General features: G+C 70.8%; 17 protein-coding genes, 1 tRNA gene and 2 pseudogenes. 14 read left to right on the plus strand and 6 right to left on the minus strand.

The features are described from left to right. Window positions 1–42: 42 nt before the first annotated feature. Window positions 43–1,008, minus strand: coding sequence for an acyl-CoA desaturase (locus GA0070619_RS31815; RefSeq protein ID WP_088951424.1), 966 nt, complete (start codon window positions 1,006–1,008; stop codon window positions 43–45). Window positions 1,009–1,380: 372 nt separating this feature from the next. Between GA0070619_RS31815 and GA0070619_RS31820 the strand changes: the two genes are divergently transcribed. The 8 genes and pseudogenes from GA0070619_RS31820 (at window position 1,381) to GA0070619_RS31855 (ending at window position 9,184) form a co-directional block, all read left to right on the plus strand. Then, window positions 1,381–1,452: transfer RNA gene (locus tag GA0070619_RS31820), tRNA-Gln, on the plus strand. Between the two features lie 167 nt (window positions 1,453–1,619). Continuing rightward, window positions 1,620–3,121 (plus strand): annotated as a pseudogene (gene glmU / locus GA0070619_RS31825) (bifunctional UDP-N-acetylglucosamine diphosphorylase/glucosamine-1-phosphate N-acetyltransferase GlmU). Between the two features lie 58 nt (window positions 3,122–3,179). Beyond that, on the plus strand, window positions 3,180–4,160 hold the full coding sequence (locus tag GA0070619_RS31830) for a ribose-phosphate diphosphokinase (protein WP_030329105.1): 981 nt from the start codon (window positions 3,180–3,182) through the stop codon (window positions 4,158–4,160). Window positions 4,161–4,504: 344 nt separating this feature from the next. Further along, window positions 4,505–5,197 (plus strand): 50S ribosomal protein L25/general stress protein Ctc, encoded by a 693-nt coding sequence (locus GA0070619_RS31835; RefSeq protein WP_088951426.1) that lies wholly within the window; start codon window positions 4,505–4,507, stop codon window positions 5,195–5,197. A gap of 71 nt (window positions 5,198–5,268) precedes the next feature. Then, complete coding sequence (gene pth / locus GA0070619_RS31840; RefSeq protein WP_371408316.1) at window positions 5,269–5,883, plus strand: aminoacyl-tRNA hydrolase; 615 nt, start codon at window positions 5,269–5,271, stop codon at window positions 5,881–5,883. Between the two features lie 155 nt (window positions 5,884–6,038). Then, the gene (locus GA0070619_RS31845; RefSeq protein WP_088951428.1) at window positions 6,039–6,869 is read left to right on the plus strand and encodes an inositol monophosphatase family protein; all 831 of its coding nucleotides are present in this window, start codon (window positions 6,039–6,041) and stop codon (window positions 6,867–6,869) included. Between the two features lie 75 nt (window positions 6,870–6,944). Further along, the gene (gene cysD, locus GA0070619_RS31850; RefSeq protein ID WP_088951429.1) at window positions 6,945–7,856 is read left to right on the plus strand and encodes a sulfate adenylyltransferase subunit CysD; all 912 of its coding nucleotides are present in this window, start codon (window positions 6,945–6,947) and stop codon (window positions 7,854–7,856) included. Beyond that, on the plus strand, window positions 7,856–9,184 hold the full coding sequence (locus GA0070619_RS31855) for a sulfate adenylyltransferase subunit 1 (RefSeq protein WP_088951430.1): 1,329 nt from the start codon (window positions 7,856–7,858) through the stop codon (window positions 9,182–9,184). The genes cysD and GA0070619_RS31855 overlap by 1 nt, the downstream gene beginning before the upstream one ends. A 180-nt stretch (window positions 9,185–9,364) precedes the next feature. Here GA0070619_RS31855 and galK read toward each other — a convergent pair whose 3' ends face one another. Both galK and galE read right to left on the minus strand, forming a co-directional pair. After that, complete coding sequence (gene galK / locus GA0070619_RS31860; protein WP_088951431.1) at window positions 9,365–10,534, minus strand: galactokinase; 1,170 nt, start codon at window positions 10,532–10,534, stop codon at window positions 9,365–9,367. Next, window positions 10,531–11,460 carry a UDP-glucose 4-epimerase GalE gene (gene galE, locus GA0070619_RS31865; protein WP_231927529.1) on the minus strand — a complete coding sequence of 310 codons (930 nt, stop codon included), beginning with the start codon at window positions 11,458–11,460 and terminating at the stop codon, window positions 10,531–10,533. Before galE ends, galK begins: the two co-directional genes overlap by 4 nt. 249 nt (window positions 11,461–11,709) lie before the next feature. Here galE and GA0070619_RS31870 point away from each other — a divergent pair. The 6 genes and pseudogenes from GA0070619_RS31870 to GA0070619_RS31895 form a co-directional block, all read left to right on the plus strand. Further along, window positions 11,710–12,720, plus strand: a pseudogene (locus GA0070619_RS31870) (hemolysin family protein); the annotation flags it as partial. Window positions 12,721–12,936: 216 nt separating this feature from the next. After that, window positions 12,937–13,962 (plus strand): tryptophan--tRNA ligase, encoded by a 1,026-nt coding sequence (trpS, locus tag GA0070619_RS31875; protein WP_088951433.1) that lies wholly within the window; start codon window positions 12,937–12,939, stop codon window positions 13,960–13,962. A 24-nt stretch (window positions 13,963–13,986) separates the two neighbouring features. After that, a complete protein-coding gene (locus GA0070619_RS31880) occupies window positions 13,987–14,556 on the plus strand; it encodes a 2'-5' RNA ligase family protein (RefSeq protein ID WP_172862155.1) in 570 nt (189 codons plus the stop codon). Between the two features lie 79 nt (window positions 14,557–14,635). Then, entirely contained in the window at window positions 14,636–15,562 is a 927-nt protein-coding gene (locus tag GA0070619_RS31885) for a YhjD/YihY/BrkB family envelope integrity protein (RefSeq protein ID WP_088951435.1), read from the plus strand. After that, window positions 15,562–15,948 carry a GntR family transcriptional regulator gene (locus GA0070619_RS31890; RefSeq protein WP_088951436.1) on the plus strand — a complete coding sequence of 129 codons (387 nt, stop codon included), beginning with the start codon at window positions 15,562–15,564 and terminating at the stop codon, window positions 15,946–15,948. Before GA0070619_RS31885 ends, GA0070619_RS31890 begins: the two co-directional genes overlap by 1 nt. Before the next feature lie 81 nt (window positions 15,949–16,029). Beyond that, window positions 16,030–16,467: a hypothetical protein gene (locus tag GA0070619_RS31895; protein ID WP_030486628.1), complete on the plus strand. Its 438-nt coding sequence runs from the start codon at window positions 16,030–16,032 to the stop codon at window positions 16,465–16,467. 43 nt (window positions 16,468–16,510) lie between these two features. On the opposite strand, the gene GA0070619_RS31900 is transcribed toward GA0070619_RS31895, so the two are convergent. The 3 genes from GA0070619_RS31900 to GA0070619_RS31910 form a co-directional block, all read right to left on the minus strand. Beyond that, the gene (locus tag GA0070619_RS31900) at window positions 16,511–16,882 is read right to left on the minus strand and encodes a VOC family protein (protein ID WP_088951437.1); all 372 of its coding nucleotides are present in this window, start codon (window positions 16,880–16,882) and stop codon (window positions 16,511–16,513) included. 182 nt (window positions 16,883–17,064) lie between these two features. Next, window positions 17,065–18,699, minus strand: coding sequence for a glycoside hydrolase family 13 protein (locus tag GA0070619_RS31905; protein ID WP_088951438.1), 1,635 nt, complete (start codon window positions 18,697–18,699; stop codon window positions 17,065–17,067). Window positions 18,700–18,731: 32 nt separating this feature from the next. Then, the gene (locus GA0070619_RS31910; protein WP_088951439.1) at window positions 18,732–19,778 is read right to left on the minus strand and encodes a LacI family DNA-binding transcriptional regulator; all 1,047 of its coding nucleotides are present in this window, start codon (window positions 19,776–19,778) and stop codon (window positions 18,732–18,734) included. Window positions 19,779–19,976 lie beyond the last annotated feature (198 nt).

Consider the following 19,976-nt stretch of genomic DNA (forward strand, 5'->3'; position numbering starts at 1 on the left):
CCGGCCATCCTGCCAGGCGGCATGTCGGAGCACCGCCCGGTTTTAGTGGGGTGCGACCGGCTTCACCAGCTTCGCGGCGAGGCGCTCCGGCTTTGGCCAGCGCACCTGCGTCGCGGCGCCGACCTTCTCGAACAGCCAGATCACCCGGGCGGAGATGTCCACCTGGCCCCGCAGGACACCGTGCCGGGCGCTGGTCGGGTCGGCGTGGTGCAGGTTGTGCCAGCTCTCGCCGAACGACAGGATCGCCAGCGGCCAGAAGTTGGATGCGCGGTCGCCCTGGCGCATCGCGAACGGGCGCTCGCCGTAGACGTGGCAGACCGAGTTGATCGCCCACGTGACGTGGTGCAGCAGACCGATCCGGACCAGCCCGGCCCAGAAGAACGCGGTCAGCGCGCCCTGCCACGACCAGGTCACCAGGCCGCCGATCAGCGCGGGGCCGAGCAGCGAGACGGCCACCAGCGCAGGGAAGAGCTTGTCGACCCGGCTGATGTCGCGGTCGGCGATGAGGTCCGGAGCGAAGCGTGCACGGTTGGACAGCTCCCGGCGGAACAGCCAGCCCACGTGTGCGTGGAACAGGCCTCGGGTCAGCGCCCAGAAGCTGGTGCCGAAGCGCCACGGCGAGTGCGGGTCGCCCTCCATGTCGGAGAACGCGTGGTGTCGGCGGTGGTCGGCGACCCACTGGATGATCTCGCCCTGCACCGCCAGGGAACCGGCGACCGCCAGCGACACCCGCAGCCACCGCTTGGCCTTGAACGAGCCGTGGGTGAAGTAGCGGTGGAAGCCGACGGTGATGCCGAGCCCGGAGACGACATACCAGACCAGGCCGATGACCACGTCGGTCCAGCCCAGCCAACCGCCCCAGGCCACCGGCACGGCGACCAGCAGGGCGACGAAGGGGATCACCACGAAAGCCCAGAGGGCGGCCAGGATGCCGGTGGACTGGCTGCCGTCGGTGAGTGGCTTGGGGCCGGATCCGGCGGTGTTGGGATCGAGCAGAGCAGTGGACATGGGACCTCGCAGGGGGATGGTTACGATCACAAAGCTACGCCTACGTCACCGTAACTTACGGCACCGTAGATCGCACGAGGAAGTTCGAAAGCTCCTCACATGGCCGTCGAAAGCCGCAGGTCAGGTGCCGTCGGCGCAAGTGGGGGCAGCGTCGTCCACTGACGCGACTCGACGTGCGCTGTCCCGGCACCCGCGAATCCCCGACATCCTGGGAACCGGGTTGATCAGCGGGCCCCCGTCGCAGGCTCTCGCCCCGCGCTCCCGCGTCGCTCCCGCTCTGCGGCGGGATGAGCGATGGCGTCCGACGGCAGGGACGCTAAGGTGTAGCGGCGGGATGTTCATCCCCCTGATGCGACCTGCTCGCGTCGCTGATCGGCCGTGGTGTAATTGGCAACACCCGGGTCTTTGGTACCCGTATTTCAGGTTCGAACCCTGGCGGCCGAGCTGCCCATCTACGTCCTGTTCAAGGGCCGGTGGGGGTAAGAGGAAGACAGGCCGGGCCTCGCGGTTAGCATGACCGCGAGAGTGTCCGCCGTCCCGACGGGAGCCACGTCGTGCCCCAGCCCCACCTTCGTACCGTCGTCGTTCTCGCCGCCGGTGAGGGCAAGCGGATGAAGTCGACACTGCCCAAGGTGCTGCACCCGCTGCTCGGTCGGACGCTGCTCGGTCACGTGCTGAGCGCCGCCGCGCCGCTGGCCGCGGACCGCACCGTCGTCGTGGTGGGGCACGGCGCCGACCAGGTCCGGGCCCACCTGGGCGAGGTCGCCCCGGACGCCACGCCGGTGCTCCAGGCCGAGCAACTCGGCACCGGGCACGCCGTGCGGATCGCCCTGGACGCCGTCCCGGACGGCGCCGGCACCGTCGTGGTGATCAACGGGGACGTGCCACTGCTGCGACCCGAGACGGTGGGCGCGCTGGTGACCGCGCACGAGCAGGCCGCCGCGGCAGCCACAGTGCTGGCCGCCGAGGTGCCCGACCCGACCGGGCTCGGTCGGATCGTCCGGGACGCCGACGGCCGCCTGGAGCAGATCGTCGAGGAGCGCGACGCCGACGCGACGCAGCGTGCGATCCGGGAGATCAACGCCGGCATCTACGCGTTCGACGCAGTACGGCTGCGCGACGCGCTGAGCAAACTCTCCACCGACAATGACCAGGGCGAGGAATACCTAACCGACGTCTTCGGCCTGCTCCGCTCGGTCGGTGAGCCCGTCGCGGTGCACGTGGCCGACGACCACGTCGAGACGTTGGGCTGCAACGACCGGGTGGAGCTGGCGACGCTGCGCCGGCTGCTGCGCGACCGGGTCAACGAGGCGTGGATGCGTACCGGGGTGAGCCTGCTCGACCCGGCGACCACCTGGATCGACGTGACGGTGGCTCTGGACCGCGACGCGGTGGTCGACCAGAACACCCAGCTGCGCGGCGGCACCGTGGTCGGCGAGGGCGCATTGATCGGGCCGGACGTCACGCTGGTCGACACGATCGTGGGCCCCGACGCGTCGGTGGTCCGCAGCCACGCCGTCGGCGCCGAGATCGGCGCGGGCGCGAGCGTCGGGCCGTACGCGTACCTGCGGCCGGCGGCCCGGCTGGCCGAGAAGGCGAAGGTCGGCACGTTCGTCGAGGTGAAGAACTCGCAGATCGGCGCCGGCTCGAAGGTGCCGCACCTGACCTACGTGGGCGACGCGACGATCGGCGAGCAGACCAACATCGGCGCCGCGTCGGTCTTCGTGAACTACGACGGCGTCAACAAGTACCGGACCGTGATCGGCAGCCACGCGCGCACCGGTGCGGACAACATGTTCGTGGCGCCGGTCGAGGTCGGTGACGGGGCGTACACCGCCGCCGGCTCGGTGATCGTCGACGACGTCCCGGCGGGCGCGATGGGTGTGGCGCGCGCACGTCAGCGCAACATCGAGGGCTGGGTCGTGAAGCGCCGCGCCGGCACGGCTGCGGCCGAGGCGGCGCAGCGCGCCCAGGACGCGAAGGGTCCGCAGCCGAACGGCGACGGGAAGGGTGCGTCGTGACACCCGGCACCGCAAGCGACAGTGAGGCAATCCACGGGGTGACCGAGACGGTGGGCGGCGCATCCGGCACGGGAGATACTGCAACCGAATAGTCCCCGACCCACCACCACCGGGTCGGGTACCGCCGACAAAACGGGAGCAGACGGGCCCATGGGCAGCATCGTCGCCGAAAACCGCAAAAGCCTGATGCTCTTTTCCGGACGTGGCTTTCCGGAGTTGGCCAAGGAGATCGGCGAGGTGCTCGGCGTCGCGCCGACCCCGGCCGACGCGTACGAGTTCGCCAACGGCGAGATCTTCGTACGGTTCAAGGACTCGGTGCGTGGTTCGGACGCCTTCGTGGTGCAGTCCGTCACGCACGGGGTGAACACCTGGGTCATGGAAACCCTGATCATGGTGGACGCGCTGAAGCGGGGGTCGGCCAAGCGGATCACCGTGGTGCTGCCGTTCTACCCGTACGCGCGGCAGGACAAGAAGCACCGGGGTCGGGAGCCGATCTCGGCCCGGCTGGTGGCGGACCTGCTGAAGACCGCGGGCGCGAACCGCATCCTCACCGTCGACCTGCACACCGCGCAGATCCAGGGCTTCTTCGACGGCCCGGTGGACCACCTCTTCGCCATGGACATCCTGGCCGAGTACGTGGAGCACAAGTACGCCGGCCGGCCGATGACCGTGGTGGCCCCGGACTCGGGCCGGGTGCGGGTGGCCGAGCGCTGGACCGACCGGTTGGGCGGTTGCCCGCTGGCGTTCATCCACAAGACCCGTGACCCGATGAAGCCGAACCAGGTCGTGGCGAACCGGGTGGTCGGCGAGGTCGAGGGCCGAGTCTGCCTGATCGTCGACGACATGATCGACACCGGTGGCACGATCGCCAAGGCCGCCGACATCCTGAAGGAGTCGGGGGCGGCGGAGATCGTGGTCGCGTCCACCCACGCGCTGCTGTCCGACCCGGCCACGGAGCGGCTGAAGAACAGCTCGATCAGCGAGATCGTGGTGACCAACACCCTGCCGCTTCCTCCGGAGAAGCAGTTGGACAAGCTGACCGTGCTGTCGATCGCGCCCCTGCTGGCGCGGGCGATCCGGGAGGTCTTCGACGACGGCTCGGTGACGACCCTCTTCGGCGGCCTGAGCTGAGCATCGCGCGTCGGTGAGCCCCGTTTCCGCCACTCGCCGCGCCGGTGGGGGCGGGGCTGTCAAACTGGTGGAAACGGGGCCGGCGCGCTGGTGGGAGCACCACCGGCGCGCCGGTCTGGAGCCGTGAACGGGGACTGCCGGAAACCCTGGAAACAGCTCGGGTAGACTGGTGCGGTTGCCACGGCGAGGGTGCCCGGCGGGCCGCTGAAAAGCGCCGCACGGAGGCACCGTCATCGACGCGGTGCTCCGGGCAGTCGTTCATGACGCATGAGCCCCAGCGAGCCCCTCGCCCCAGCACCGCAAGACGACAAGCCGCCGCAGCGAAAAGCATCAGGAGTTTCCCCGTGTCCGAGGTAAAGATCAGCGCCGAGCCCCGCACCGAGTTCGGCAAGGGTGGTGCCCGCCGTACCCGCCGGGCCGGCAAGGTGCCCGCCGTGCTGTACGGCCACGGCGAGAAGCCCAAGCACATCGCGCTGCCGTCCCGGGAGTTCGCCGCCGCGATCCGCAAGGGCGGTGCCAACCAGCTCTTCGCGATCGACATCACCGACGGCACCCAGGTGCTCGCGCTGCCGAAGGCGATCCAGCGGGACCCGATCCGTGACACCTTCGAGCACGTCGACCTGATCCTGGTTCGCCGGGGCGAGCAGGTCACCGTCGACGTTCCGGTCCAGCTGACCGGCGAGGCCGCACGGGACACCCTGATCGTGCACGACCACGACACCCTCTCGGTGACCGCCGACGCCACCAAGGTTCCGGATCACCTCGAGGCGTCGATCGACGGCCTGGAGGCGGGCACCCTGGTGACCGCCGGTGACGTCAAGCTGCCGACCGGCGTCGAGCTGGCCGTCGACTCGGACCTGACCGTCGCGTCGATCACCGCCGCCCCCACCGCCGAGCAGCTCGAGGCGACGCTGCCCGAGGTCGAGGTTGCCACCGACGAGGCCGAGGCCGAGGTCGGCGAGACCACCGAGGGCTCCGAGGGCGCGGACACCGCTGCCGAGGGCTCCGAGACCACCGAGGCGCGCACCGAGGCCTGATCGGTTCGTACTGTGCGGCAGGCGTCCCCGGATGTTCGGGGGCGCCTGTCGGCGTATCGGGAGTCGGTGGGATGGACGTCGGGAGGGACAGGGTCGTGACGGACGAGGCGTGGCCGTGGTTGGTGGTCGGCCTGGGCAACCCCGGTCGGGAGTACGCCGGGAACCGGCACAACGTCGGGTTCATGGTGGCTGACCTGCTGGCCGGGCGGGTCGGCGCGCGGTTCGGGCGGCACAAGCGGGCGGTGGCCGAGGTGGCCGAGGCGCGGCTGGGGTTCGGTGGACCGAAGCTGGTGCTGGTCAAGCCACTGACATACATGAACCTGTCGGGTGGGCCGGTGGCGGCTCTGGCCCAGTTCTACAAGGTGCCGACGACGCAGGTGATCGCGGTGCACGACGAGCTGGACATCGAGTTCGGTCAGGTGCGGATCAAGTTCGGCGGCGGTGAGGGCGGGCACAACGGCCTGCGTTCGATGTCGAAGTCGTTGGGCACGAAGGACTACGTCCGGGTGCGGTTCGGCGTCGGTCGACCGCCGGGGCGGCAGGATCCGGCGGATTACGTACTGTCGGATTTTGGCGCGGCAGAGCGCAAGGAAGTGGATTTCCTGGTGGACCGGGCCGCCGACGTGGTGGAGTCGGTGATCGTCAAGGGCGTGGAGCCGACGCAGAACCTCTACCACGGCAGTTAGAGACTTCCCGACGGTCTCTGGCCGGGCGGGGCGTACCGGATCGGAAACGGCGGGCCGGTAGTCTGCGCCTTTCGGCGTGCCGCGACCGGCGACGCGGGTCGCGGCGAATCGGTCCGTGCGGGCACGGGTCGCGGCGAGGCGACGGGAGCGGACAGATGACGAGTCCTCCGATGATCGATGGCGCGTTCGCCCGATGGTTGGCGTCCCGGGCCGGGCAGGCGTTGCTCGACCTGCGGACGGAGATGGGTTTCGCCGACGCCGGTGCGCTGAAGTCGGCCGGGGACAAGGTGTCGCACGACCTGATCCGCACGGAGTTGGCGAAGTGGCGGCCGGGTGACGCGGTGCTCTCCGAGGAGGACGAGGGCTCGCGGTTGGCCTGGGCGGCGGAGGTGAACACCGGAGCGGTGTCGCGGTTGACCGCGGACCGGGTGTGGATCATCGACCCGTTGGACGGCACCCGGGAGTTCTCCGAGGAGGGCCGCTCGGACTGGGCGGTGCACGTGGCGCTCTGGGCGCGTCGCGCGCCGAGCCCGCACGGGCTGGTCGCCGGGGCCGTGGGGCTGCCGGCGCAGCACCGGGTGCTGGGCACTGACTACCCGCCGGCGTACCCGCCGATGACGGTGGAGGCCGCGACGGCCGGCGAGCGGAAGATCCGCCTCGCGGCGAGCCGGAGCCGGCCGCCGGTCTTCCTCACCGACCTGGCCGAGGACGTCGGGGCGCACCTGGTGCCGATGGGTTCGGCCGGAGCGAAGATCGCCGCCGTCGTCACCGGCGAGGTGGACGCGTACATCCACGCCGGTGGGCAGTACGAGTGGGACTCGGCTGCCCCGGTGGCTGTGGCGACGGCCACCGGACTGCACGCTTCCCGGATCGACGGATCTGCGCTGAGATACAACGAGGCGGATCCGCGCCTGCCGGACCTCCTGGTCTGCCGCAAGGATCTCGCCACCCGGTTGCTTGCAGCGCTGCAGAAACATTCCGGGTAGCCTGAGCGCACTTTCTTGACATGCCCGACCGGAAAGGTCTGGAAATCGGATGAGCGAGCGAATCGAGCCGGAGTCATGACCACCCCCGCGGCGTACCGGGTCTCCCACCTGGACGCCCTGGAGGCGGAGAGCATCTTCGTGATGCGCGAGGTCGTGGCCGAGATGGAACGCCCGGTGCTGCTCTTCTCCGGCGGCAAGGACTCGATCGTCATGCTGCGCTTGGCGCAGAAGGCGTTCGCCCCGGCCAACATCCCCTTCCCCGTCATGCACGTCGACACCGGGCACAACTTCCCCGAGGTCCTCGAATACCGCGACCAGCGGGTCGCCGAGCTGGGGTTGCAGCTCGTAATTGCGAGCGTGCCGGAGGCCCTGGCGAGCGGCATGGTCCGCGAGTCCGGCGACGGCATGCGCAACCGGATCCAGACACCGGTGCTGCTCGACGCGGTGGAGAAGCACCGCTTCGACGCCCTGTTCGGTGGCGCCCGCCGCGACGAGGAGAAGGCCCGGGCGAAGGAGCGGGTCTTCAGCTTCCGCGACGAGTTCGGCCAGTGGGACCCGAAGAACCAGCGACCGGAGTTGTGGTCGCTGTACAACGGCCGCCACCACCCCGGCGAGTCGATTCGGATCTTCCCGCTGTCCAACTGGACCGAGCTGGACGTCTGGCACTACATCGCCCGGGAACGCATCCCACTGCCCTCGATCTACTACGCGCACGAGCGTGAGGTGATCGAGCGGGACGGCATGTTCTACGCGGTCAACGAGTTCTTCCGGCCCCGGGCGGGCGAGGAGCGGTTCAAGGCGCAGGTGCGCTATCGCACCGTGGGCGACGCCTCCTGCACCGCCGCGGTCCGATCCGACGCGGACACCGTGGAGAAGGTCATCGAGGAGGTGGCGGCCACCCGGATCACCGAGCGCGGCGCGACCCGTGGTGACGACCGGGTGAGCGAGGCCGCCATGGAGGACCGCAAGCGGGAGGGCTACTTCTGATGAGCACCGAGATCGTGGCGTCCGCGAATGCGGAGACCCGGGCTGTTACCGGGCCCGTGCCGGAGGCCCGGGCTATGGACCTGCTGCGGTTCGCCACCGCCGGCAGCGTGGACGACGGGAAGTCGACCCTGATCGGCCGGCTCCTCTACGACACCAAGTCGCTCTTCACCGACCAGCTGGCGGCGGTCGAGGCGGTCAGCGCGGCCCGTGGCGACGAATACACCAACCTGGCCCTGCTCACCGACGGTCTGCGCGCCGAGCGGGAGCAGGGCATCACGATCGACGTGGCATACCGGTACTTCGCCACCCCGCGCCGCAAGTTCATCATCGCCGACACCCCGGGGCACATCCAGTACACCCGCAACATGGTCACCGGGGCGTCCACCGCCGACCTGGCGTTGATCCTGGTGGACGCGCGCAAGGGCCTGGTCGAGCAGTCCCGCCGGCACGCGTTCCTGTGCTCGCTGCTGCGGGTGCCGCACCTGGTCCTCTGTGTCAACAAGATGGACCTGGTGGACTGGTCGCAGGAGGTCTACGAGCGGATCGCCGACGAGTTCACCGCGTTCGCCGCGAAGCTCGACGCGCCGGACCTGACAGTGGTGCCGATCTCCGCGTTGCGCGGCGACAACATCGTCGCCCGCTCGGAGAACATGCCCTGGTACGAAGGCCCGTCGCTGCTGCACCACCTTGAGCGGGTGCACATCGCGAGCGACCGCAACCTGGTCGACGTCCGGTTCCCCGTGCAGTACGTGATCCGCCCGCAGTCGACAACTGTCACCGACTACCGCGGTTACGCCGGTCAGGTCGCCTCCGGCGTGCTCAAGCCGGGTGACGAGGTGATGGTGCTGCCGTCCGGCTTCACCAGCCGGATCGCCGCGGTGGAGACCGCCGACGGGCCGGTCGCGGAGGCATTCCCGCCGATGTCGGTGACGGTACGACTGGCCGACGAGATCGACATCTCGCGGGGTGACCTGATCTGCCGCCCGAACAACGCGCCGGCGGTGGCCCAGGACATCGAGGCGATGGTCTGCTGGATGGACGAGACGGCACCGCTGCGGGTCGGCGCCCGGTACGCGATCAAGCACACCACCCGGTCGGCGCGGGCGATCGTGCGCGGGCTGCACTACCGGTTGGACATCAACTCGCTGCACCGTGACGAGTCGGCCGACGAGCTGCGGCTCAACGAGATCGGTCGGGTGCGGCTGCGGACGACGGTGCCGCTGCTGGCCGACGAATACCGGCGTAACCGCACCACCGGGGGCTTCGTCATCATCGACGAGACGACCAACCGCACGGTGGGCGCCGCCATGATCGTCGAAGCCAGCTAACCGAACCCCGACCCGACCCGACCCGACCCCACTCCACCCCACCCCCTGTCCACCCCGTCCGGTGATCAAGAGGTTTGCGTCAGAATCCGGGCTCGGACTGACGCAAACCTCTTGATCAACCCCGGCGGGGTGGGTGGGAGTGGGGTGGGGTGGGGGTGGGGTGGGGTGGGGGTGGGGTGGTTAGGGGAGGCGGGTTGCTCCGGGGGCGGGGACGACCGTCAGGGTGCCGGGGGCGGTGAAACCGCGCTCGGCGTACGCGGCCGTGACGGCTGCGGCGACCTCGTCGGCTCGGTCGGCCTCGACCAGGGCGAGAACGCAGCCGCCGAAGCCGCCGCCGGTCATCCGGGCACCCAACGCGCCGGCCGCCAACGCCGCCTCGACCGCGGTGTCGATCTCCGGCACGGTGATCTCGAAGTCGTCGCGCATCGAGACGTGCGACGCCGTGAGCAGCGGGCCGATGTCGCGGACCCGGGCGGCGCGGAGCAGCGCCACCGTGTCCAGTACGCGCTGGTCCTCGGTGACCACGTGTCGGACCCGTCGCCGGGTCTCCTCGTCGTCGAGTTGGGCCAGCGCGGTGTCGAGCTGGTCGACGCCCACGTCCCGCAGCGCGGTGACCCCGAGTGCGCTGGCCCCCGCCTCGCAGGAGCGGCGGCGGGCAGCGTACTCACCGTCGGCGTGCCGGTGCGGCGCGCGACTGTCGATGACCAGCACCGCCAGCCCGGCCGCGTCCAGGTCGAAGGGAATCTGCTCGACCGACTCGTCTCGGCAGTCCAGGAAGAGGGCGTGCCCGGCGCGGCAGCGGATCACCGCAGACTGGTCCATGATGCCGGTCGGCGCGCCCACGTAGACGTTCTCCGCCCGCTGCGCCAGCCGGGGTTGCAGCTCGGGGGAGAGCTCCAGCCCGCCGAGGTCGAGCAGCGCGGCCAGCACGGCCGACTCCAGCGCGGCCGAGGAGGAGAGACCGGAGCCCAGCGGCACGTCCGAGGCGATCGCCAGCCGGGCACCCGGCACCGGGTGGCCGGCCTCGCGGAGCGCCCAGACCACCCCGGCGACGTACGCGCCCCAGCCGGTCACCCGACCCGGCTCGGCGATGTCGTCCGCGCCAAAGGTGATCGTCTCGCCGGACAGCTCGGACCAGACCGTCCACTGGTCGCCGTCCTGTCGGTCGGCGGCGACCACCGTCCGCAGCGGCAGCGCGAAGGGCAGCACGAACCCTTCGTTGTAGTCGGTGTGCTCGCCGATCAGGTTGACCCGACCGGGAGCCGCCCAGCGGCCGGTGGCCTTGCCGCCGTACTGCTTGGTGAAACCCTCGGAGGCCCGCTCGGCGACGTCGCCGGTGGGGTTGGTCATGACTGCTCCAGGACGTGCGCGCGGTAGAACGCCCAGGCGTCGCCGACCATGTCGTGCAGGGTCGGCTTCTCGGGCACCCAGCCCAGCTCGTCGCGGGCCAGCGCGGAGGAGGCGACCAGCTCGGCGGGGTCGCCCTCGCGGCGCGGCGCGACCTCGACCGGTACGGGTTGCCCGGTGACCTCGCGGACCACGTCGACCACCTGGCGGTTGCTGAAGCCGTTGCCGTTGCCGAGGTTGTAGATGCGGTGCTGGCTCGCTGTGGCGGCGCCCAACGCCAACAGGTGTGCCCGGGCGAGGTCGGCGACGTGGATGTAGTCGCGGACGCAGGTGCCGTCGACGGTGGGGTAGTCGTCGCCGAAGAGCTGGAGCTTCTCCCGCCGGCCGGCGGCAACCTCCAACGCGATCGGAATGAGGTGTGTCTCCGGGTCGTGCCGCTCGCCGAGCGAGACGTCACCGTCGAGGTGGGCGCCGGCCACGTTGAAGTAGCGCAGCGAGACGGCGGCCAGCCCGTGTGCGACGGCCTCCGAGGTGAGCGCCATGTCGGCGGCGAGCTTGGTGGCGCCGTACGTGTTGGTGGGCGCCTTGACCGCGGTTTCGCCGATGGGCAGCTCGGTGGGGTTGCCGTAGACGGCGGCGGTGGAGGAGAAGACCATCCGGGGCACCCCGGCGGCCCGGACCGCGTCGATCAGGGCGAGCGTGCCGACGGTGTTGTTCTGCCAGTACAGCTCCGGCTTGACCATCGACTCCCCGGCCGCGATCAGGGCGGCGAAGTGCAGCACCCCGTCGAAGCCGGCGTCCGGGGTGACGATGCGGGCGGCGTCGTGGATGGACGCCTGCACGTGGGTAGCGTCCGGCGCGAGCGCCTCGCGGTAACCGGTGCGCAGGTCGTCCAGGACGACGACCTGGTGGCCCGCGTCGAGCAGCATCCGGGTCACCACGCTGCCGATGAAGCCGGCGCCCCCGGTGACGAGCAGTTTCACGTCGTTGCCTCCTGCCTGGCCCGCCCGGGACGTGGCCCTTCGTGATCACCCTAAGACGACGGCCGGCACCGTCGCCGACGCCGTCCTCATCCCCATCCCATCATAATCTCTCACGATTAAACAGAGCCGAACATCTGTGGTCCGCGCCGCGTGATCCCCCGGTGCGACGGGCCAACGGTGTCTACCATCTCTGTCATGCGGGAAGCGGCCCGTACCGGGCTCCGGCGACGCGTGCGGGTGCCGCCCCGCCGCGACCCCGGGCCGCTCGCCCGGGCCGTCGCCCGGGTGCTGGTCCGCGCCGCCGATGGTGCCACCCGACTCGTCACCGATCTGCTCGGGGCGGGCCCGGCAGCCGGCCGGGAGCGCATCTCCGAAGCCGAACTGCGGGACCTGGTCGCTGCGAACACGGTGCTCGACCCGGACGAGCGGCACATCATCGACGAGGTCCTGGTCGCCGGTGCCAGCCTGATCCGCGAGGTGATGATGCCGCGCACCGAGGTGGTCTTCCTCCCGGCGCGGCTGACCATCGCCGAGGCCGCCCGGTTGGTCCGCGCCGAGACGCACACCCGTTACCCGGTCACCGACGGCACCCACGACGACGTGGTCGGCTTCGTGCACCTCCGTGACGTGCTGCTGCGCCCGGACGCCGACCCGTGCGTCACCGTCGGTCAGCTGGCCCGGGAGGTGAAGCGGCTCCCCGGCAGCAAGCGGGTACTGCCCGCACTGACCGAGATGCGTCGAGAGGGCCAGCACCTGGCCGTGGTGGTCGACGAGTACGGCGGCACCGCCGGGATCGTCACCCTGGAGGACCTCATCGAGGAGCTGATCGGCGAGATCCACGACGAGTACGACGCCACGCCGGACCCGGTGCGCGCCGGCCTGCCCGCCGTGGTGGACGGCCGTCTCAACCTCGCCGACTTCGCCGAACGGACCGGGGTGGCACTGCCCGCCGGCCCGTACGAGACGGTTGGTGGGTTCGTGATGGCCGCGTTGGGCCGGCTTCCGGTGGACGGCGACGAGGTCCCGGTGCCCGGTGAACCCGACGAGGGCGACGCGCCCGACCCGGTTGGCACGACGGGCGGCTGCCTGCTGCGGGTGCTCGCGTTGGACGGCCGCAGGGTGGCCCGGCTCGCGGTCTCCGCCGTCCACCCAGCCGAGCAACGCCAAGAGCCCGACAGCGGGCAACGCCACCAGACGGGCGCCGGGCAGCGCCACGAGCCGGACAGCGTGGCGGCTCGGGGCGGCGGCTCCGGGCCGGCGCGGGAGGCCGTGGGCGGACAGCAGCGCCGGGTCGCGGTCGGGCCGACGCGCCGGGTCGGCGCGGGCGAACCACGCGAGGTCAGCAGCCCGACATCGGCGGGCCGCGGCCGACCCGCCGGCCCGTCATGACGGACCCGGTTGGTTGCTGACAGAATTATCGCCATGTCCGACGTTCCCGCCCGCCCCCGCGTCTTCTCCGGTATCCAGCCGACGGCCGACTCGTTCCACCTCGGCAACTACCTGGGCGCGGTACGGCACTGGGTGGCTCTCCAGGAGACCCACGACGCGTTCTACTGCGTGGTGGACCTGCACGCCATCACCGCGGGGCACGACCCGGCGCTGCTGCGCCAACGGACCCGGGTGGCCGCCGCCCAGCTCTTCGCGGTCGGGCTCGACCCGGATCGCAGCACCCTGTTCGTGCAGTCGCAGGTGCCCGAGCACCCGCAGCTGGCCTGGGTGCTCGGCTGCATCACCGGCTTCGGTGAGGCCAGTCGGATGACCCAGTTCAAGGACAAGTCGCAGAAGCACGGCAACGACAGGTCCAGCGTCGGGCTGTTCACCTACCCGATCCTGCAGGCCGCCGACATCCTGCTCTACCAGGCCAACGCGGTGCCGGTCGGTGAGGACCAGCGGCAGCACCTGGAGCTTTCCCGGGACCTTGCCCAGCGGTTCAACTCGTTGTTCGGCCAGACGTTCACGATCCCGGCGCCGCACATCGTGAAGGACACCGCCAAGATCACCGACCTTCAGGACCCGACGGCGAAGATGTCCAAGTCGTCGTCCTCGCCGGCCGGCATCATCGACCTTCTGGAAGACCCGGCCCGATCCGCCAAGAAGATCAAGTCGGCGGTCACCGACACCGGTCGCGAGATCGTCTTCGACACCGAGACCAAGCCGGGTGTGTCCAACCTGCTGACCATCCACTCGGCGCTGAGCGGTCGGAGCATCGACGAGCTGGTGGCCGCTTTCGCGGGCCGCGGCTACGGCGACCTGAAGAAGGAGTTGGCCGAGGTCGTCACGGACTTCGTCCGCCCCATCCAGGAGCGCACCCGCGGCTACCTCGACGACCCGGCACAGCTGGACAAGCTGCTCGCCAGCGGCGCGGAGAAGGCCCGCGCGGTGGCCGCGACGACCCTGCGGTCCGCGTACGAGCGGGTGGGGTTCTTCCCGCCCGTTCGTGGCGAGTAGCTCGCGGGACAGGTGGACGGGTCGGTGGCCGGAGGGGCGGCGCGAAGCGTGGATCGCAGTGGCGGGGTTTCGCCGACCGGCGACACCATCCAGATCGGCATCGCGGTGGACATTCCCGAGCCGTGGGGTGCCCAGCTCACCCGGCGGCGCGTCGAGGCCGGCGACCCGCTCGCGGTGCCCGCGCACGTGACGTTGCTCGGGCCCACCGAGATCCAGACGGCCAACCTGCCCGCTGTCGAGCGGCACCTGGCCGCCGTCGCCGCCGGGCACCTGCCGTTCGCGCTGCACCTGCGGGGCACCGGCACGTTCCGTCCGGTCACCCAGGTGGTGTTCGTCGCGGTGGCCGCAGGGATCAGCGAGTGCGAACTGCTGGCCGCCGCGATCGCCGCGGCACCAGGTCTGCAGCGTCAGGCGCGCTTCCCGTACCATCCGCACGTCACCGTGGCGCAGGACGTGCCGCCGGAGGCCCTGGACAAGGTGTACGAGGACCTGGCCGACTTCTCCGCGATGTTCGAGGTCGACGCGTTCACCCTCTTCTCGCACAGCGGGGAGGCCCGGTGGCAGCCGCGTCGGGACTTCCGCCTCGGCGACTGAACCGTCGGCGACGCGCCGATCGGTGAGCTTCGGGAGCCGGTTGCCACGACGGCGGTGGGAGATCGGCGAGGATGATCGCGTGAACGTGATCGGCCGCATCGAGGCGGGCATCGACCGCTGGGTGAGCGCCGCGCGCCGCCGGTCGGGCCTCTTCGACCACGTCTGGCGGGCCGGCACCCTGTACGCCGAGGTGCTGGCCGGGCGGTTGGCCGCAGCTATCGCCTACTACGGCTTCTTCGCGGTGTTCGCTCTCGCCCTGGTCGCGTACTCCATCTTCGGCGCGATCCTTGAGGACAACGACGATGTCAGCGCTGCGGCGGCCGACTTCCTCAAGGAGAATCTGCCGTTCCTGGACGCCCAGCAGATCGCCAACTCCAGCGGCACGGTCGGGGTGGTCGGCCTGGTCATCCTGGTCTTCACCGGGATCGGCTGGGTGGAGGCGATCCGGTCCTCGCAGCGGTTGATGTACTCACTCAACCAGCAGCCGGGCAACCTGGTGATCCGGCGGCTGGTCGACCTGGGCGTGATGATCGGCATCTTCGTGCTGCTCGGCGTCTCGGTCGCGGCGGTGGACGCGTTGGAGTCGGTGCTGCGGTTCCTGCTGCGCAGCACCGGGTCGGTCGGTCTGACCACGATCAGCGCGGTGCTCAGCGTGCTGGTCAACGCGGTGCTCGCCACCGCGCTGCTCCTCGCGGTGCCCCGGCTGCGGATGAGCCGGTCCCGGCTTCGTCCGGTGGTGCTGCTGGTGGCGATCGGCATCACGCTGTTGAACACGGTCGGGCGCTACTACGTGGTGCGTACCGAGCGGAATCCGGCGTACACCGTGGTTGCTGGCGCCGTTGGTCTGCTGCTCTACCTCTACCTGCTCAATCAGCTGGTGTTGTTCGGTGCGGCGCTGCTCGCGACCAGTTCGAACGGGCGGGTGGTGGACCTGGCGGAGGCCGCAGCCCCGCCCAAACCGGCCGACGAGGACACCGACCCCGGTACGCCGGGCGGTGGGGGCTGATGACGGAAGGTGCCCACGTGCTGATCTCGGTCGACCCGGACTCGTCGGTGCCGCCGTACGAGCAGGTACGCGGGCAGCTCGCCGAGCTGATCGGCGACGGCCGGTTGCCGGTCGGCAGCCGCCTGCCCACCGTCCGGCAGCTCGCCGCCGACCTGAGGCTGGCCGCGAACACGGTGGCCCGGGCGTACCGGGAGTTGGAGGTGGCCGGGCTGCTGGAGACCCGGGGGCGCAACGGCACCTTCGTCGCCCCTGGCCGGGACGACGCCGTCGACCGGTTGCAGCGGGCGGCGGCCGGGTACGCGGCCGAGGCGGCTCGGCTCGGCGTGGCGCCGGCCACCGCGCTCGCTCTGGTCCGTGCCGCCCTGGATGCCGCCCGCCCCGGCTGACCGGCCGCTGATCGACCGCCGGACGGGCGGTAACTGAGCCGAAAGGCGTCGTGGCTCGCGTTTGCGGACCATGATGAGCCGGTGGGCGCACTCATGACACTGGACCTGCCGGCGGACTCACCGCTTCTCGGCCTGCCGTGGATCATCACCTTCGGTCCGCTCGGTGACCTCGACGAGTGGGAGCCGGTGGTCTGCGGGCCGTACGAGCGGCCGCACGCGTTGGCGCTGGCCGAGGCGGTGGTGGCCGAGGAGCAGCTGATGGCCGTGGTGGAGCCGCTGCTGCCGGCGCTGTCGGCCGACGAGATCCGCAGTGAGATCGCCGCTGCGCAGGTCGCCGCCGAGGACGAGGCCCGCCAGGTGGAGGGGGCCGACCTCTACGGTGACTTCGAGGACGTGATCGACGAGGAGTTGGACGCCGCCGCCGACGAGGCGGGGCACGGCGAACCCGTGGAGCCGCCGGACGAGGCCGAGGTGCGCGCCGGCTTCACCCGGATCGCGGCGCTGCTCACCGCGAAGTGACCCCGGGAACGGTCAGCGGGTCGCGGCGACTCCCGGGAGACGGTCAGCGGGTCGGTGCGGAGTCCAGCACGCAGAACTCGTTGCCCTCGGGGTCGGCGAGCACCGTGAACTGTTCGGATCCGGTCTGACCGATGTCGACATGGCGCGCGCCGAGGTCGATCAGGCGCCGTACCTCGGTCTGCGGGTCGGTGTCGGCGACCAGATCGAGGTGCAGACGGTTCTTGCCCCGCTTGCCGGTGCCGGAGCCCTGCAACCAGAGGGTGGGCGCCGTGGCGGACGGGCCGCCCGGGGGCCACAGCTTGGCGCTGCCGTCGTCGCCCTGCTCGATGTCGTAGCCGAGGGCCGCCGACCAGAACGACACCATCAGGTCAATGTCCTCGACGTCTAGTGTGCACTGCGCAATCCGTACGCCCATGGGTTTCCGGTACCCACGGCGGCGGCGGTGAACACGCCGGGCCCGGACGGACACCGGCGCCACGCGGAGCGGACTCCGCGTGGCGCCAGCGCCACCTCACCCCCCACCACAAGGGGTTGGTAGCCCAGTCGCCCGTTGGCGCGGGGCACGACGGACGACCAGGTCGAAAACGAGTTACCCGCTCAGCGCCGTTCCAACCAGGCTGCCGCGTCGACCGGCAGCAGGTGACCGGAGCCCTGCTCGGTGAGCGTGTCGCTGGCGACGAGCGGCTGACCGTACCCGTCGATCAGGACCGGCGCGCCGCTGAGGTTGACCACGCAGGTCAGCACGGTTTCGCCGGCGGTGCGGGAGAAGGCGAGCACGTCCGGCCCGCTCTCCAGCCAGGTGACCCCGCTGGCGTCGACAGCCAGCGCCGGGTGGTCGCGGCGGATTCGCAGCGCGGCCCGGTACAGCTCCAGCGTCGAGCCGGGTACGCCGCTCTGCGCGTCGACGGAGAGGGCCCGCCAGGTGGCGGGGGTGGGCAGCCAGCTCGCCTCGCTGCCGGCCGGTCCGAAGCCGTACGGGGCCAGGTCGCCGCTCCACGGGAGTGGCACCCGGCAGCCGTCGCGGCTCTCGCCGGTGCGCAGGAACGCGGGGTCCTGGCGCAGCTCGTCGGGAAGGTCGAGGACCTCGGGCAGGCCCAGTTCCTCACCCTGGTAGAGGTAGGCGCTGCCGGGCAGGGCGAGCATCAGCAGGCTGGCGGCGCGGGCTCGGCGCAACCCCTCGACGCCGTCGCCGTAGCGGGTGACGTGTCGCTGCTTGTCGTGGTTGGAGAGCACCCAGGTGGTCGGTGCGCCGACCACCGTCGACTCGGTCAACGCGGTGTCGATCACCTTGCGGAACGAGTCGGCCGTCCAGGTGGCGTCGAGGAAGTCGAAGCTGAACGCCTGGTGCAGCTCGTCCGGGCCGACGTAGCGGGCGAGCCGTTGCGGGGTCTCGGCCCACGCCTCGGCGACCGCCATCCGACCGCCTGGGTAGCTGTCCAGGATGGGCCGCCAGGCACGGTAGATCTCGTGCACCTCGTCCTGGTCGAAGTAGGGCAGCCGGCCCTTTCCGAGCAGTTCGACCTGGCGCTGGCCGGTGGTCATCGTGCTGAAGCCGACGTCCGGCAGCCCGTCCGCCTTGATCATGCCGTGTGCCACGTCGACGCGGAACCCGTCCACGCCCCGGTCCAGCCAGAACCGCAGCACGTCCTCGAACTCGGCGCGGACCTCCGGGTGGCGCCAGTTCAGGTCCGGTTGGGCCGGGTCGAACAGGTGCAGGTACCACTGACCGTCGGCGGTCCGGGTCCAGGCCGCGCCGCCGAAGATGCTCTCCCAGTCGTTCGGAGGCAGCTCGCCGTGCGGGCCCCGGCCGTCGGCGAAGAGGTAGCGGGCCCGCTCCGGCGAGCCGGGGCCGGCGGCGAGGGCGGCGGTGAACCAGCGGTGCGCGCTGGAGGTGTGGTTGGGCACCAGGTCGACGATGATCCGCAGGTCGAGGGCGTGCGCGTCGGTGATCATCGCGTCGAAGTCGGCGAGGGTGCCGAACATCGGGTCGACGTCGCGGTAGTCGGCGACGTCGTACCCGCCGTCGATCATCGGGGAGGTGTAGAACGGGGTCAGCCAGAGCGCGTCCACCCCGAGGTCGCGCAGGTACGGCAGGCGTTGCCGGATGCCCTGAAGGTCACCGACACCGTCGCCGTCACTGTCGGCGAAGCTGCGGACGTACACCTGGTAGACGACCGCGGAGCGCCACCAGTCGTCCTCGGTGGCGTGCGGCGGGGTGGTGGTGCTGATCATCCGAGCAATATGCCGGCCCGCCCTTGCAAGAGTCAAGCAGATCTTGCGTAAGACAGTCGTGCGGAAGTCGGAACGACTGCGGTGGAGCCGCGCACCACCAGCTCCGGGCGGAACAGGTACTCCGAGTGCGGGGCGCCGTGCCCGTTGATCTCGTCGACCAGGGCCCGGACGGCGGCGACCGCCATCGCGATGACCGGCTGCCGCATGGTGGTCAGCGGCGGGTCGGTGAAGGCCATCAGCGGTGAGTCGTCGTAGCCGACCACGGAGAGATCGCCGGGCACGCTGAGGCCACGTTGGCGGGCCGCCCGGACCGCTCCGAGAGCCATCAGGTCGGAGCCGCAGACGACGCCGGTGACACCACGGTCGAGCAGTCGACCGGCCGCCGCCTCGCCACCCTCCACACCGAACAACGACAGCTCGGCCAGGGGGCCCAGATCCGATTCGGCGACACCGGCCAGGCGCGTCATCGCCGAGCGCCAACCGGCCACCTTGCGCTGCACGGGAACGAACCGGTCCGGGCCGGTGATCAGACCGATCCGCCGGTGCCCGAGCGCGACCAGGTGGGCGACGGCCAGCTCGGCCGCCTCCCGGTCGTCGCAGGAGACGAAGGGTGCGCCGATGCCCGGCACGTACCCGTTGATCATCACGACCGGCAACGGTCGGGCGAGCAGTGCCCGGTAGCGGTCGTGGTTGGCGGCGGTGTCGGCGTGCAGGCCGGAGACGAAGGCGATCCCGGAGACCTGCCGGTCCAGCAGCATCTCCACGTACTCGTCCTCGGTCACCCCGCCGGCGCTCTGGGTGCAGAGCACCGGCGTGAAACCGCTCTGTGCCAGGGTCGACTCGATGACCTGGGCGAAGGCGGGGAAGATCGGGTTGTCCAGCTCCGGCACCACCAGGCCGACCAGCCCGGCGCTGCGTTTGCGCAGTCGGGCCGGGCGCTCGTAGCCGAGCACGTCGAGGGCGGTCAGGACGGCCTGCCGGGTCTCCGGGGCCACGCCGGGGCGGTCGTTGAGCACCCGCGACACCGTGGCCTCGCTCACTTCGGCCTGCTGGGCGATGTCGGACAGTCGAGCGCGCATGGCGGCACTTTAGCCCACCGGCAAGTTCTTGCGGGGTCCTTTGCAAGCGCTTCCATTACTTGCAACCTCTTGCTAACGTGCCCGCAACATGCGAGAGCAGCGGCGCAGCATCCCTGCGCCGGATGGCAAGAACTTCCAGAGGTTCCCACTGGCGGGCCGCCCTTCCCCCGGCGGACCCGCCATGACGACAGGAGTACC

It is taken from the genome of Micromonospora zamorensis (assembly GCF_900090275.1).
In the GTDB taxonomy this organism is placed as follows: domain Bacteria; phylum Actinomycetota; class Actinomycetes; order Mycobacteriales; family Micromonosporaceae; genus Micromonospora; species Micromonospora zamorensis.

Excerpts from the sequence above, each read along its gene's own strand:
- GA0070619_RS31815 (WP_088951424.1), bottom strand. The coding sequence starts at position 1,008 with ATGTCCACTGCTCTGCTCGATCCCAACACCGCCGGATCCGGCCCCAAG.
- GA0070619_RS31830 (WP_030329105.1), top strand. The coding sequence starts at position 3,180 with ATGGGCAGCATCGTCGCCGAAAACCGCAAAAGCCTGATGCTCTTTTCC.
- pth (WP_371408316.1), top strand. The coding sequence starts at position 5,269 with ATGGACGTCGGGAGGGACAGGGTCGTGACGGACGAGGCGTGGCCGTGG.
- GA0070619_RS31845 (WP_088951428.1), top strand. The coding sequence starts at position 6,039 with ATGACGAGTCCTCCGATGATCGATGGCGCGTTCGCCCGATGGTTGGCG.
- cysD (WP_088951429.1), top strand. The coding sequence starts at position 6,945 with ATGACCACCCCCGCGGCGTACCGGGTCTCCCACCTGGACGCCCTGGAG.
- GA0070619_RS31855 (WP_088951430.1), top strand. The coding sequence starts at position 7,856 with ATGAGCACCGAGATCGTGGCGTCCGCGAATGCGGAGACCCGGGCTGTT.
- galK (WP_088951431.1), bottom strand. The coding sequence starts at position 10,534 with ATGACCAACCCCACCGGCGACGTCGCCGAGCGGGCCTCCGAGGGTTTC.
- galE (WP_231927529.1), bottom strand. The coding sequence starts at position 11,460 with ATGCTGCTCGACGCGGGCCACCAGGTCGTCGTCCTGGACGACCTGCGC.
- trpS (WP_088951433.1), top strand. The coding sequence starts at position 12,937 with ATGTCCGACGTTCCCGCCCGCCCCCGCGTCTTCTCCGGTATCCAGCCG.
- GA0070619_RS31890 (WP_088951436.1), top strand. The coding sequence starts at position 15,562 with ATGACGGAAGGTGCCCACGTGCTGATCTCGGTCGACCCGGACTCGTCG.
- GA0070619_RS31900 (WP_088951437.1), bottom strand. The coding sequence starts at position 16,882 with ATGGGCGTACGGATTGCGCAGTGCACACTAGACGTCGAGGACATTGAC.
- GA0070619_RS31905 (WP_088951438.1), bottom strand. The coding sequence starts at position 18,699 with ATGATCAGCACCACCACCCCGCCGCACGCCACCGAGGACGACTGGTGG.
- GA0070619_RS31910 (WP_088951439.1), bottom strand. The coding sequence starts at position 19,778 with ATGCGCGCTCGACTGTCCGACATCGCCCAGCAGGCCGAAGTGAGCGAG.